10 protein-coding genes are annotated in these 13,696 nt (G+C 34.5%); 5 read left to right on the top strand and 5 right to left on the bottom strand.

Annotated elements, in window-relative coordinates; genetic code table 11:
- The first annotated feature begins 15 nt into the window (after window positions 1-15).
- Window positions 16-882: a cell division protein FtsX gene (locus HGP29_RS06635; RefSeq protein ID WP_168881586.1), complete on the top strand. Its 867-nt coding sequence runs from the start codon at window positions 16-18 to the stop codon at window positions 880-882.
- Window positions 883-909: 27 nt separating this feature from the next.
- A complete protein-coding gene (locus tag HGP29_RS06630) occupies window positions 910-1,266 on the top strand; it encodes a translation initiation factor (RefSeq protein WP_168881585.1) in 357 nt (118 codons plus the stop codon).
- A gap of 35 nt (window positions 1,267-1,301) precedes the next feature.
- Here the strand turns inward: HGP29_RS06630 and HGP29_RS06625 are convergent, their stop codons facing one another.
- Window positions 1,302-2,609, bottom strand: coding sequence for a cryptochrome/photolyase family protein (locus HGP29_RS06625; RefSeq protein ID WP_168881584.1), 1,308 nt, complete (start codon window positions 2,607-2,609; stop codon window positions 1,302-1,304).
- Window positions 2,610-2,735: 126 nt separating this feature from the next.
- On the opposite strand from HGP29_RS06625, the gene HGP29_RS06620 reads away from it, so the two are divergent.
- Both HGP29_RS06620 and galE read left to right on the top strand, forming a co-directional pair.
- Entirely contained in the window at window positions 2,736-4,316 is a 1,581-nt protein-coding gene (locus HGP29_RS06620) for a S8 family serine peptidase (RefSeq protein WP_168881583.1), read from the top strand.
- A gap of 24 nt (window positions 4,317-4,340) precedes the next feature.
- Window positions 4,341-5,369: a UDP-glucose 4-epimerase GalE gene (gene galE, locus HGP29_RS06615; protein ID WP_211093219.1), complete on the top strand. Its 1,029-nt coding sequence runs from the start codon at window positions 4,341-4,343 to the stop codon at window positions 5,367-5,369.
- A gap of 54 nt (window positions 5,370-5,423) precedes the next feature.
- On the opposite strand, the gene HGP29_RS06610 is transcribed toward galE, so the two are convergent.
- A complete protein-coding gene (locus HGP29_RS06610; RefSeq protein WP_168881582.1) occupies window positions 5,424-6,302 on the bottom strand; it encodes a YicC/YloC family endoribonuclease in 879 nt (292 codons plus the stop codon).
- 241 nt (window positions 6,303-6,543) lie between these two features.
- On the opposite strand from HGP29_RS06610, the gene HGP29_RS06605 reads away from it, so the two are divergent.
- Complete coding sequence (locus tag HGP29_RS06605; RefSeq protein WP_168881581.1) at window positions 6,544-7,383, top strand: alpha/beta hydrolase; 840 nt, start codon at window positions 6,544-6,546, stop codon at window positions 7,381-7,383.
- Window positions 7,384-7,448: 65 nt separating this feature from the next.
- Here the strand turns inward: HGP29_RS06605 and HGP29_RS06600 are convergent, their stop codons facing one another.
- From HGP29_RS06600 to HGP29_RS06590, 3 genes are all read right to left on the bottom strand, one after another.
- On the bottom strand, window positions 7,449-9,071 hold the full coding sequence (locus HGP29_RS06600; RefSeq protein ID WP_211093218.1) for an aspartate:alanine exchanger family transporter: 1,623 nt from the start codon (window positions 9,069-9,071) through the stop codon (window positions 7,449-7,451).
- 260 nt (window positions 9,072-9,331) lie between these two features.
- Window positions 9,332-10,252, bottom strand: a complete 921-nt coding sequence (locus HGP29_RS06595) for a universal stress protein (RefSeq protein ID WP_168881579.1) — start codon at window positions 10,250-10,252, stop codon at window positions 9,332-9,334.
- A gap of 174 nt (window positions 10,253-10,426) precedes the next feature.
- Window positions 10,427-13,570, bottom strand: a complete 3,144-nt coding sequence (locus tag HGP29_RS06590) for a hypothetical protein (RefSeq protein WP_168881578.1) — start codon at window positions 13,568-13,570, stop codon at window positions 10,427-10,429.
- Between the last annotated feature and the right edge of the window lie 126 nt (window positions 13,571-13,696).

The raw sequence follows: 13,696 nt of genomic DNA, 5'->3' as shown, positions 1-13,696 counted from the left end.
TAGAAGAGACACCTTATGAAAAAGAAAATTGTAGGAAGTTATCCTTATACAAACGTATTGTTTAGTATTTCTGCAGCTTTATTTATGATCGCACTTTTTGCACTATTCGCTTTAGGGACTTCCCGTTTAGCGAAAAGAGTCGCTAGCGGTATCGAGATGCAGGTAGTATTAGAGAATAAAGTAGGTCCTACAAGTAGAGAAGCTATTGTTGATCAAATTGTGAGTATGGATTTTATTTCAGAGAATGATCCTCCACAATTTATCAGTAAAGAAGAGGCCGCTGAAATAATGATAGAATCTACCGGAGAAGATTTTGTTCGCTTTTTAGGTGATAATCCTCTTAGAGATGCTTATGCAGTTAGAGTCGGTATTGATATTCAAGATGATGAAGCACTAGAAATAGCAAAAAAACAACTTCAAGAGATTGAAGGAGTTTATGAAGTGGTATATACAAGTAGTGTTATCAGGAATGTTAGAACAAATATGAGAGCTATTGGTTCTGTGGTAGTGGTATTATCCTTGATTTTCTTCGCTACTGCCATTATACTGATCAACAATTCTATTCGATTGGCACTGTTCTCACAACGTTTTCTGATAAGGTCAATGCAACTAGTAGGTGCAACTCAAATGTTTATCAAAAAACCATTTTTAATCAGAGGTGCTATACAGGGGGCTGTTGGTGGAACTATTTCTTCGATATTTATTGCAGTAGTTAGTGCATCTGCATTCTCTAGTTTACCACAGTTTACTTACTTAATTAGTAGTGGAGATATTTGGTTTGTCTGTTTACTTTCAATAATTCTTGGAACCTTAGTAGTGGTTTCTAGCGTATACTTTTCTATCAGTAAGTATTTAAAAATGAAATTGGACGATTTATATTAAAAAAGTCGTTATTAAATATATAAAGTAATGGGTAAAAAAGATTCAGGAGATTGGAAAGATCGTTTGGGTGTAGTTTTCAGTACTGACCCTGATTATGATTACGATTATGATGGGGATGAAGAAGTAGAAACACTTCCTCCAAATCAACAAGATTTGAGAGTAATGCTTGATCGCAAAAATCGTAAGGGGAAGTCGGCAACATTAGTGACTGGTTTTGAGGGTTCTGATGATGATTTAAAAGCCCTTGCAAAAACACTAAAGTCTAAATGTGGCGTAGGCGGTTCAGCAAAAGATGGAGAAATTATCATCCAAGGAGACTTTAGAGATAAAGTACTTGAACTGTTAAAAGCAGCAGGCTATAAAGCAAAAAAATCAGGAGGGTAGTCTCCTGATTTATTGATATATGAAAGCACTCAATGTTATTCTGCATTGAGTGCTTTTTTGTAGGTGTCGATGGCTTTTAATCTTGCAGTTTTGTGCTCAACAATGGGTTCAATATAATTTTTTGGATCAAAGTTAGGAATCCATTTCTTGATGTACTTTAAGTCTTTATCAAATTTCTTCATTTGTGATTCTGGATTGAAAACTCTAAAGTAAGGTTGAGCATCTGTACCCGTTCCTGCAGCCCATTGCCAACTACCATTATTAGCGGATAAATCAAAATCTAATAACTTCTCTGCAAAATAGGCTTCACCCCATTTCCAATCAATCAGTAAGTGTTTACAAAGGAAGCTGGCAACAATCATTCTTGCTCTGTTGTGCATGTACCCTGTAGTGTTTAATTCATTCATGGCAGCATCTACGATTGGGTATCCTGTTTTGCCATTTTTCCACGCCTCAAAATATTCCTCGTTGTTTTCCCATATCACCTTATCGTACTTTCTGTTGTAGTTATTGGAAACCACATGTGGAAAGTGAAAAAGGATCATCATATAAAAGTCTCTCCATATGATTTGATTCATAAATACCTCATTCAATTGATAACTTTGTCTCAGTACTTCCCTTACACTGATAGTGCCGAAACGAAGGTGAATACCTAGGTGTGTAGTTCCCTTTATACTAGGGAAATCTCGTTGCTGATCATAATTCGTTACAATATCCAAGTCTAATGAAAGTGGAGGAATGACTTTACCTGAATTCTCAAATCCCATATCGCCCAATGATACCATTGCTTCAGGAGAACATGAGTAATAGTTCTCAACCAAACTGCAATCAAAGTGTTGTATTGCTTCAGGGTTTTCTTGCAGTCTTAATTTCCACTTTCTTGAGTAAGGAGTAAACACTACATAAGGCGATCCGTCATCTTTGGTAATCTCTTCTTTTTCAAAAATACATTGGTCTTTATGAGTGATAAAGGGAATTTGTTTGTCAGCTAAAATGGTATTTATTTCTTGATCTCTCTCTAATGCATAAGGTTCATAGTCATGATTTGTATGTACAGCACTAATATCATATGTACTCACTAATTTTTTCCAAGCATTAGTGGGAGTGTCATAAATAGTATAAAGAGTACTGCCGAGTTCCTCAAGCTGTTCTTTAATGCCGTTTAATTGCTGATGGATAAAATTGACTCTCGGGTCTTGTCTATCGTTTAGGTCTTCTAAGATATTTTTATCAAAAATAAATATAGGAAGTACATGCTTTGATGTACTTAATGCATGATGTAAGGCTACATTATCTACTAATCTTAAATCTCTTCTAAGCCAAACAATAGATATTTTTTCCATATAATTAAAATATTATCGAAATCTTTGTAATTACATTATTTAAGATAATAAACATTTCATCATATATCTTGTTTGATTTTTGCTAAATTATATTTAGAAATTAGCGATTTTATTAGAAATTAATTTATGAAGCTTATATATACTATTACTCTATTATTACTGACCATTCAATTATTCGCTCAAGAAAAATATTATCTCGTCGTTTTTGATGGAAAAGATGATACTACTTATTCATTAGATACTCCGGCGGAATACCTTTCTCAAGAGGCTATTGATCGAAGAGAGAAATACAATATTGCTATAGACTCCACAGATTTGCCTGTAGTGGCCTCTTATATCTCTGCAGTAGAAAATACAGGGGCAACAATTTGGCATCCCATGAGGTGGTTTAATGGCGTGATTGTGTCTGATGCTGATTCATCAACTATTTCAGCATTACCGCATGTGTCCAGTGTCCTTAACATGAGTGATAAATCAATGGGAGGAACCAATACTATTGATGACATTAAAGTGTCAACTGATTTTGGTAATGCTGAAATCCAATCGGAAATGATTGGCGTCGACAAAATGCATGAATTAGGATATAAAGGAGAAGGAATTCATATCGCTGTTCTAGATGCTGGCTTTAAGAATTATAATTCTATCGATCATTTTGAGAATACTTCTTTTGGAGAAATCTATGACCTTTATTCAAAAGATGAAATTGTAGAAGATGATCATAGACATGGCACAGAAGTATTGTCTACAATGGCGGCAAATATAGATGGGAATTTTGTTGGAGGCTCTCCATTATCTACCTATTCTTTGTATAGAACAGAATATGTAAATTCTGAAACAAGGATTGAAGAATTGATGTGGGTAGTTGCTGCTGAAAGGGCTGATTCTTTAGGTGCTGATATTATTCAAAGTTCATTAGGATATTATGACTTTGACGATCCCACTCAAAACTATACTCATGATGATTTAGATGGAGAAACGGCATGGATTTCATTAGGAGCAAACCATGCATTTACAAAAGGAATATTAGTAGTAGTTTCTGCAGGAAATGAAGGTTCGTACAATTGGAGAAAGGTTACTTTTCCGGGTGATTCCCCTTTTGTATTAACGGTAGGTTCTGTAAGTGCTGCAGGAAATAGAGCTTATTCAAGTTCTACGGGTAATACAGCTGATAACCGCATAAAACCAGATGTAATGGCATTGGGTCAAGGGTGCCAGGTGATTGATGAAAATGGAAATCAAAAAGTAAGTAATGGGACATCTTTTGCAGCGCCCCAAATGGCTAGTTTTGCAGCAGGTTTGTTGGAAGCCAGACCAGAACTTTCTCCAATCGAAGCAATTAGAATTATCAGGGCATCTGCAGATAGATATACTTCACCAGATTCGTTATATGGTTATGGAGTTCCTGATTTTGCTTTGGCTGTTAACATCACCGGAACAGATCAAGAACCTTCGATATTATCAATTAAAGCATATCCAAATCCTGTCGATGGGGAAACGGTGAAATTGGATTTACCCACAGAACTGATCAATAAATCCATAAAAGTAGTATGGCATGATTTATCAGGGAAAGCCATTAAAAAGAAGGAGTATCATCAACTCATTTCTACAATGGAAATAAAAGTACCTCAAAAATTGAGAAAACAATATGCTCTATTGCACATAGAATCTGAGAATGGAGCGACAACTTTAAAGTTAAAAATTAACTAACACATTTATTCTTAAATATTAATCATGAAACAGATACTTGTAACGGGTGGAACAGGCTATATCGGTTCACACACAGTAGTTGAATTACAAAATAAAGGCTACGAAGTCGTTATTGTGGATGACTTATCGAACTCAGAAAAAGATGTAGTTGATAGAATAGAAAAAATTAGTGGCATCCGTCCTATTTTTGAAGAGTTGGATTTAGTAGATGCAGCCGGTACTGATAAGATGTTTCAAAAGTATTCAAACCTTGAAGCAGTAATTCATTTCGCTGCTTTTAAAGCGGTGGGTGAGTCTGTTCAGGAACCATTAAGATATTATCAAAACAACTTGGTGTCTTTGATTAACCTTTTGAATTGTATGCGTAAGTATAAGGTTCAAAACATGGTCTTTTCATCATCTTGTACTGTTTATGGCCAGCCTGAGTCATTGCCAGTAACAGAAAATGCCCCTGTGCAACCTGCAGAGTCTCCGTATGGAAATACAAAGCAAATTTGTGAAGAGATCCTTAGAGATAGTGTAAAGGCATATCCTGAGATCAAAGCGATCGCTTTAAGGTATTTCAACCCAGTAGGTGCACATAAATCTGCTTTGATAGGTGAACTGCCTAAAGGAGTACCTCAAAATTTAGTGCCTTTTATTACTCAAACGGCTATAGGTTTAAGGGATCAACTTTCTGTATTCGGAAGTGACTATAATACTGTAGATGGTTCGGCAGTACGTGATTATATTCATGTGGTAGATCTTGCACAAGCACATATTATTGCTGCTGAAAGGTTATTGGAAGGCAGAAATGAAGAGAACTACGAATTCTTTAATCTTGGTACTGGAACAGGAAGTTCGGTTTTACAGGTGATTAATGCTTTTGAAGAAGCTAATGGTCTTCCGGTAAAATATAAGATTGTAGACCGTAGAGAGGGTGATGTAGAACAGATTTGGGCCGATACCACTATCGCCAATGAAGTCTTAGGGTGGAAAGCCAATCGAGGGTTGGATGATATGATGAGTTCTGCCTGGGCTTGGGAGAAAAATCTAAGAGAAGGAGATTGTTAATAGTATTGGAATATAAAAAAGGGGAATTGATTAGTATTCAATTCCCCTTTTTCTTTAAAGAACGTTTAAGTTTTGTTCTTTGATCTTTTCGAGTTCGTCTTTCATGTTAACGACTACTTTCTGAATATTTACATCATTCGCTTTAGAGCCAATCGTATTGATTTCTCTACCAATCTCTTGTGATATAAAGCCTAACTTTTTACCGTTTGATACTGGTTGTTCTAAAGTTTGAATAAAATATTTCAAGTGCTGTGTTAAACGGACTTTCTCTTCATTTATATCAAGTTTTTCAATATAGAAAATCAGTTCTTGTTCAAATCTACTTTGATCGAAATTGTCATTCTTTTCGAATTCAGCAACTTGATTCTTTAATTTCTCTTTTAGTCTTTCAATTCTTTGAGGATCTAATCTTTTCACTTCCTCAAGGTATTCAGTAATCTTTTCAATAGATGATCTTAAGGCCTTTTCTAATGCCTCACCTTCATGCTTTCTAAACTCGATAGTACGTCCGATAGCCGTTTTAATTGCATTATGAACAACTGGCCAGTCTTCAGCAAGAACATCTTCATTATTCTCTTTCGTATATACCTCAGGCATTCCCATGACAATCTGTAGTAATTGTTCATTACTTTCATCAAGGTCAGTAGAAATACTCTTTAAATCTCTGTAGTAGCTTTTGATTACTTCAGTATTCAATGAAGCCTTAAGAGATTCTTGTCTTTTTGATGTGTAATTTAATAGAAGAAGAATTTTACCTCTCTGTAAACTTGAAGAAAGTAAATTTCTTAACTCAATTTCTTTATCAGAGAAAGCCGATGACATTTTGATATTACAATCAGCGTTCTTTGAGTTTAATGTTTTGATCTCAATAGATACACTGAGTTGATCATTTTCTATACTTTCTTGGCCGAAGCCCGTCATCGATTGTATCATAAGATTAATATATAAGTGCTAAATACAAGTTTGTTTGAAGTCGATATTATTGTAATGGTACGAAAATACAATAACGCTATTATGGGTAAATATACTGTTTTCATTTTTCCGAATAATCATTCACTGAAATTATTATTCAATAAAAAGTATAAGAAAATGAAAAAATGCTATTTTGAAGTTAATTCTAAAGATTTTATGCTGTAAATACAATCTATCAATAAATCATATATTCAATAAACTAATGAAAACATTTGAATACAGTTGGCAAACCACTGATAAAGTAGATATCTATGGTAAATGTTGGTTGCCTGAAAACGATGAGAAATTAAAAGGTATCGTATGTTTGGTGCATGGTTTTGGTGAACATATTCAACGGTATGGTCATGTTGCTAATTTTTTTACGAGCCATCAAATAGGTTTTATTGGCTATGATCAAAGAGGACATGGGAAAACAACAGGGAAAAGAGGAGTAGTACCGAGTTATAACGATGTTTTGATTAATGTTGCCGAGTTTATGGCTCTAGTTAGTGAGAAATTTCCTGATGTACCTATCTATATTTATGGTCATAGTATGGGAGGGAATATTGTATCTTCCTTTCTCCTCAAGGAACAGCCTAAATATCTGAAAGGGGCTATTATTACTAGTCCTTGGTTACGTTTAGCCAATGATCCACCTGCATGGCAGGAAAAGATTGGAAAATTTGTAGGAGGATTAATTAAAGACTTTGTTATTCCATCCAAATTAAATCCAGAAGACCTTTCAACAGACCTTTCTGTAGGAGATGTTTATATGAAAGACCCATTAGTACATAATAAGATTTGTACAGCTTTATATTTTGGGGTAAAAGATGCTGGTGAATACAATATTGAACATGCAAAAGATCTTTCAGTAGATACTCTTTTAATGCATGGAGATGATGATAAAATCACATCGCATCAAGCATCAAAGCTATTTTCAGAAAATGCACCAAGTGATCTAATGACTTTTAAATCTTGGGAAGGATTAAGACATGAAATGCATAATGAAAAAATAAAAGCAGAAGTTCTGAACGAGATGCTTTCATTCATTGAAAAGAATTAAACACAAAAAAACACCTGTAGAATATTTCCTACAGGTGTTTTTATATATTGTAATTTCTATTTTAATTATAATCCTCCAATTATCTGAGCAACAATAATAATAGATACTAATGCGAATGGATAAACCGTCGCATAGGCTACTTGTGGAGCATCGCTCTCTGTCATATTGTCCATTGCACTTAGACCAGGAGTAGAAGTCATACCACCTGTTAAAGCACCCATTAGAGAAAGGAAATTAACTTTCAATACAAAGTGTCCAATAATTGTAACACACAACATAGGTACTAAAGTGATAACTGCACCAATTCCGAATAATTGGAAACCATATTCACTGATTGTGGCTACTAACTTTGTACCTGCTCCAACTCCTACAGGAGTTAAGAATAATAACAGTCCAAACTGACGTAATAGTGCATTGGCATTAGACGGTAAATGCCAGATAATTGGTCCTGTTTTACCTAATCTTGATAAACCTAATGCAGCCATTAATACACCACCTGTAAGTCCTAGTGAGAAAGCACTACCACCTGGTAATGGTACTTCAATTTTACCTAATAAAATACCAACGATAATACCCAATGCAACTGGAAGGAAACTTGGAGTTTCTACCATTTTGATACTATCACCAAATAATTCTGTAAGACCTTCTACGTTACCTTTTGTAGATGAGATTAAAATTTTATCACCAAATCTTAATCTTGTAGATGGACGGGGAGTTAAGTCTACACCTGCTCTTCTAACCCTAGTTACTGTAGCTAAATAGTTATTATGTAAATCTAATTCACCTAATGTTTTACCTACTACGTTTCTTGATGAAATCACAAACCAACGGATTTCATGTATACCAGAACGAGGAATTTTAGTATCAGTTTTTTCACCCAAAAGAATTTCAACACGTTTTAATGCATCTGCAGTACCTACAGCTTTCACTAAGTCGCCTTTATGAAGTACTGTTTCTTTGGTAGGTGGCTTACTTTCTTTATTAGGTTCCATGACTCTAGAAATATTGGCTTTTGTCATGAAACGAATATTTAAATCTCCAATTGTTTTACCATGAATATTGTCATTGGTAACAATGAAGTTATTGTTCATTAATTCTGGTGTACCTGCATTAGCTTCTTCTTCATATTTAAGCTCTTGCTGTTCTACACTAATGCCAAAAATCTTAGGGGCTAATTTTACAAAAAGGATAACACCAATAACACCAAATGGGTAGGCAATACCATAACCGATAGAGGCTAAAGGTGATTGAGAACTTTCAATGGCAGCGGCTAAACCAGGAGTTGATGTGAGTGCACCTGTAAGAAGACCTACTGCAATTTTAAAGTCTACATCAAATAAATATCCTAATAAAAATGTAACGAGACCTCCAGAAAATACGGCAATTACTGCAAGAATAATCAGCTTACTTCCTTGAGACTTGAAAGCTTCAAAGAAAGATGGACCGGCTTGCATACCGATAGTGAAGATAAATAAAAGAAGGCCTATTTTTTGGATAATTCCGGGTATAGCAAAGTCTTCCATGCCTAAAGCATTAGTAAGATAACCATAAAACATTGCCACGAAAATAACTGCTGACAATCCAAATGATACTCCTTTTACACTTACTTTACCTAATAATATTCCGAAAGCTATAATTGCGAATAATGCTACGTAATCTGATTGTAGTAGCGAATAAAACATCTCCATATAATGAAAGAATGTTAAGTTTGAGATTTTTAATTTATGTCGATACAAAAATGCACCTTAATAACTATAAAGATGCTTATAATTTTCTCTTAAATAAGATGATTTTCTTCACCCTTTTTTACATATTAATTTCTAATTTATTAAAGTGTTTAAAAGACATTAGTTATTAACTTTAAATAAAATAAGGGTTTCTATTGTAATGTTTGAAATTACAGTAGAAACCCTTATTGATTTTTATGATATTATCATTTTTGAGCATTCTAGATTCGATCAAAGAATGCAAAAATATCTTCAGTTTTTCCTTTGCTTTTATAAATTAAGATCGGTAAACCAATATCGGAAGCAAGTAAGTCTTCTGCAGTACTACTTAGTAACATAGAAGCCATCCAAGTTCTTGTTTTAGATCCAATAACGATAATATTGGCTTCTTCTTTCTTCGCTGTCTCATAGATCGTCTCTGCTACAGATTGACCATCTTTCATTAATATAGCTTTTGTTTCCACCAATTCTGGTTTCTTAGTTTTAGCAACAAAGTGGTCTAGTTTCTTTTGTGAGACTTCCTCTAGAACTTTAGCTACTTCTTCATAGCTTTTACCTGTGGTAGAGTATCCTGTAGGGACTTTATAACAGTTGATCGCTTTTACAAAAGTTGTATCAATCAGACTAGCCATCTCTTCAATTTGGTTTAGACAATCTTTTGATGATTCTGAAAAGTCTAATGGTAAAAGAATTTTTGGTTGAGTTGTTTTAATTAAATCAGGAGCAAATAATACAGAGCAAGGGGAGAAGGAAGCTACTTTTCTTGCAACGGCACCTGTTCTTGCAGCAATTGATTTTGTTCCGATGATAATTAAATCTGCTTGTTTCCTCTTAGTTACTTTAATGATGGTTTCGGCAGGGTCGCCTTCTTCAATGATAAGATCATAGTCAAAATTTTCAATATTAGGGATATGCTCATGAATAAGGTTATTCATCGTTGTTTTAATAGACTCATCTAACGGACTAAGCATATCTGGATATTTGCTTACAACGTCATCAGGTAATTCTAATGATTCTTGAACATGAATAAAATATATCTTTTCAGAGAGATTTTTTTGAATATATTCGTGGGCGTGTTTTAATAAAGGCTCATCTTTTGAAGATCCATCGAGTGCTACTATTATTCTTTTAAAAATTGACATTTTCAGTGACTTTAAAGGGTTTGATTTATTTTAATAAGTTTGGAAATTCTTATCGAATAATCAATGATGAACGTCAATTATGGTAAGGTATATTTATTAAAAAAGCATAAAGCCCTGAAGAGTTAACTTCAAGGCTTTATTGTATGTTGAATTCTTATAATTAGGAAAAACGAATTACTCTAATTTTCCTAAACGCATCATGGCTGCCGCATAGAAATTACCAAGTGGATACTTTCTGATGTAAGCTTTGTATCCTTCGATTGTATCAATTTCTTGTGCTTTTTTCCAATCGTCTTCTTCTTTTGCCTGAGAATCGTTTTTAAGTGCACTGATCTTCTCTTTTGCCTCTTTCCAGTACGTTTTCTTTGTCGTAAGGTTAAGGTAGTTGAAGTATGCTCCTAAAGTATTTTCTTCACAAGTGCTATTCCATAGATCTTCCTCATCAGTATCGATTTCTCCATTTTCAGAAGACTCAATGATTTCTTCTACTGATGTTGTTGTTTTCTCAATTTCAACAACTGAAGATTCAGAACCATTTAGATCAGATCCGAAAGACTCAATAGGAGCAGTTTCGGTTGTAATTTCGTCTATGATAGTATCTTCTGTTAAGATTGGATCATCCTCCGTAGGAATGTCTTCTAAAGAAGAATCATTGAAATCATCAACAGACGGAATAGGCTCAGATGTTATTGTATCCTCAACAATAGGTGTCGATTCTATTTCTGTTTCAGCGACTGGTTCATCTTGAACTACCTCTTCTCCATTTTGAAGAGTATTAATTCTAGAATAAGCATCAGCTAAATATGAATTTTCTTCTGTTCTATTCAAATACTCTTTGTAGCTGTCAATTGTATTGATTGAGCTAGCGGCATTCCAAAGTTCTTCTTCTGACATGCCATCAGTGAAAGATGAAGTTTCAGCTACTGGAACTGGTTCTTCAATTGGAGCTAGAGTTTCTTCAATAATTTCTTCTATCGTATTTTCAATAGAAGATTCTTCAACTGGTGTAAACTCTTCAGTTACAGGTGTAACAGTTTCGTTGCTAGATACTTCTGGAGTCTCACCTTGATCAATCTTATTAATTCTATAATAAGCTTCTGCAATCTGATCGGCAGTTTTAGAGTAATTAATATATTCTAAATAGCTGTCTTTTGTATTAATCGACTCGGCTCTTGCCCAAAGGTCTTCTTCAGAAAGTTGCTCTAGCTCTTCTTCGCTTTTTGCTGTAGCTACTGTATTGTTTTCAGGAGGAGTAGCAGTATCAAATGTAGATTCAATGATTTCATCTGTTACCTCAGTGATTTCATTGTTATTTTGTTCTTGAGCAGCAGTACTTAATTCTTGTGCTTCCTCAATACTAAACGAATCTTCAGAAACCTCAGTAACTTCTACATTATTGGTTGGATCGAATTCCATTCCTTCTTCTTCTTCAACTTCTCTGATGGCTTCCATCATTACGCTGTCCAATTCAGAAACGGGTTCATTACTTATTTCGATCTCTTCAATTTCATCACTCTCGTTCCTCTTAGCTAATTGAATTCTTTCCGTATCGGTCCATAAAAGTAATTCACCTTTAACACCTTTCGATTCTTCAATTTTAGCCAGAATATCTTCAATAGGCTCCATTCTAAGATCCATCAATAAAGCTCTGTCGATGCTGACTTCTTCTTTTGATGATTTTTCTTTTTGAACGGCTACAGGTTTTGGCTCAGGAGCTTTTTGTTCCTTGAGTTTCTCTGTAACGTGAATAGAGTTTAATTGATCAATACGTTGATTAGCTTTTGTGATGTATTTACCGTTCGGGAACATTGAAAGGTAGAATTGATATCCTTCAATAGAGTTCCAAACGGCTGTTTTTTGCCAAATACTTACTTCAAGTTCTTGATTTACTTCATCTTTTGCTTGAGGTAAAAGCTCACTCATCAATTCAACCTTTAGTTTTGATCGTAAGCTTTCTTCAATATCAGCTTCTTTCGCTTTGAGTTCAGTATTTACTTGCTCACTTAAGCGATCTTCAATTTCTTGACGTAGTTCATTACGAACTTCTTCTCTGAGTTCTTGCTCTCTACTTAGAACTTTTTCACACTCATCTTTTCTTCTAGCAACAACAGGGTCGTTTCTAAAAGTAAGAGCTTTTGTATAATGTTCTTTCGCTTCAGTGAAGTTATTATCGAAATATGCTCTGTCGCCTAGATCAACAAGGTTAGAGAACTGTAACTCATTATCACAGAATTCAATTCTGTTTTGATAAGCAGGGTTATCCTGATTAAGTTGAACTAGTTCGCTATATGTTCCTTTAGAACCAACAAAGTCTTTTCTATCAAATTGATCAACAGCAATTTTTTCTAAAGATGAAATAATGCCTTTGTAAGCTATTTTCTCCTTACGAATTTCATATGCTGCTTGGTATCGTTCTTTAGCAGCCGAGTAAGACTGGCTATTAAACATTTGATCGGCTTGCAATAGCGTTTCTACGAAAGCAGCAAGATTGTTGAACTCTTCATCATGTTCGAACAATTCTATCCCTTCTTTTAAGAAAGGAAGCGCCTCTTCGTATTTCTTTTCTTGGAAGCAGCGGTCAATTTCTAATCTTAGTTTCTTGGCAAGAGAGAAACGTTTGTTGTAACTGATAGGAGTTTCGTCTGCTCCATCAGAAATAAATAAAGTTTCCTCAAGGCCTTTTTGATTTCTGAAATATGCCTTTAAATCTGAAAGTGTAATGACCTCACTTTCTTTTTCAATCCCAGTTTGAAGTAGGTTGGTTAACCCTGCTGCAATTGTTTTGTCAGACTCTGTCTGATTTAACTCTGCTACGACAAAAGACTTCTTAGGACCAAATGGTTTAAGGTCTTCAATGGTTTTACGGGATAAAGCTTCGAAATCATCGCCGAAAGTAGAACAACGTCTATATTCTGCATCCAGAATTAGAAATGCTCTTTTCGCTTTGGACTCATTGACAATCTCTACGATCTCACTCAATGGAATACCATTAATGTGACATTGATTGATTGTTGTATGTGGAGATGAAAGAATAAGTTTACCTCTTCTTTCGATCAGATATCCAGAGTAAAAAAGCATTAAAGAATCTTCAGTAGTATTTGCAACTTCTGCGATTCTTTCTTTAATCATAGTGTTACCTTCAGAGTCAACAAGAGAAATAATATCTTTCTCATGTAAACCAATGATTTGTGGGTCAGTTAAGGTATCTCGTAGCTGGCTAATATCTTTATAGACATGCTCACGTCTTTGTAGACCATCGTCTTTTAAAAACGTGCCAATTCCAATAAGTATAGCTCGGGATTTTGATGAATCAAACATCAATGGCATATCAAATAAAAACTAAGAATTTCAACATAAAAATGTGTAATAAAATCTTTGTCAAAATTGACATTATAAATTACACTTCAAAAAAATAACGAACCTATTAGCGGTCTATTGTACAAA

Origin of the sequence: Flammeovirga agarivorans, from assembly GCF_012641475.1 — a bacterium.
Taxonomy (GTDB): Bacteria; Bacteroidota; Bacteroidia; order Cytophagales; family Flammeovirgaceae; genus Flammeovirga; species Flammeovirga agarivorans.
Note: the sequence above shows the minus strand (reverse complement) of the source record. Positions and strands in the feature narration are given on the sequence as shown.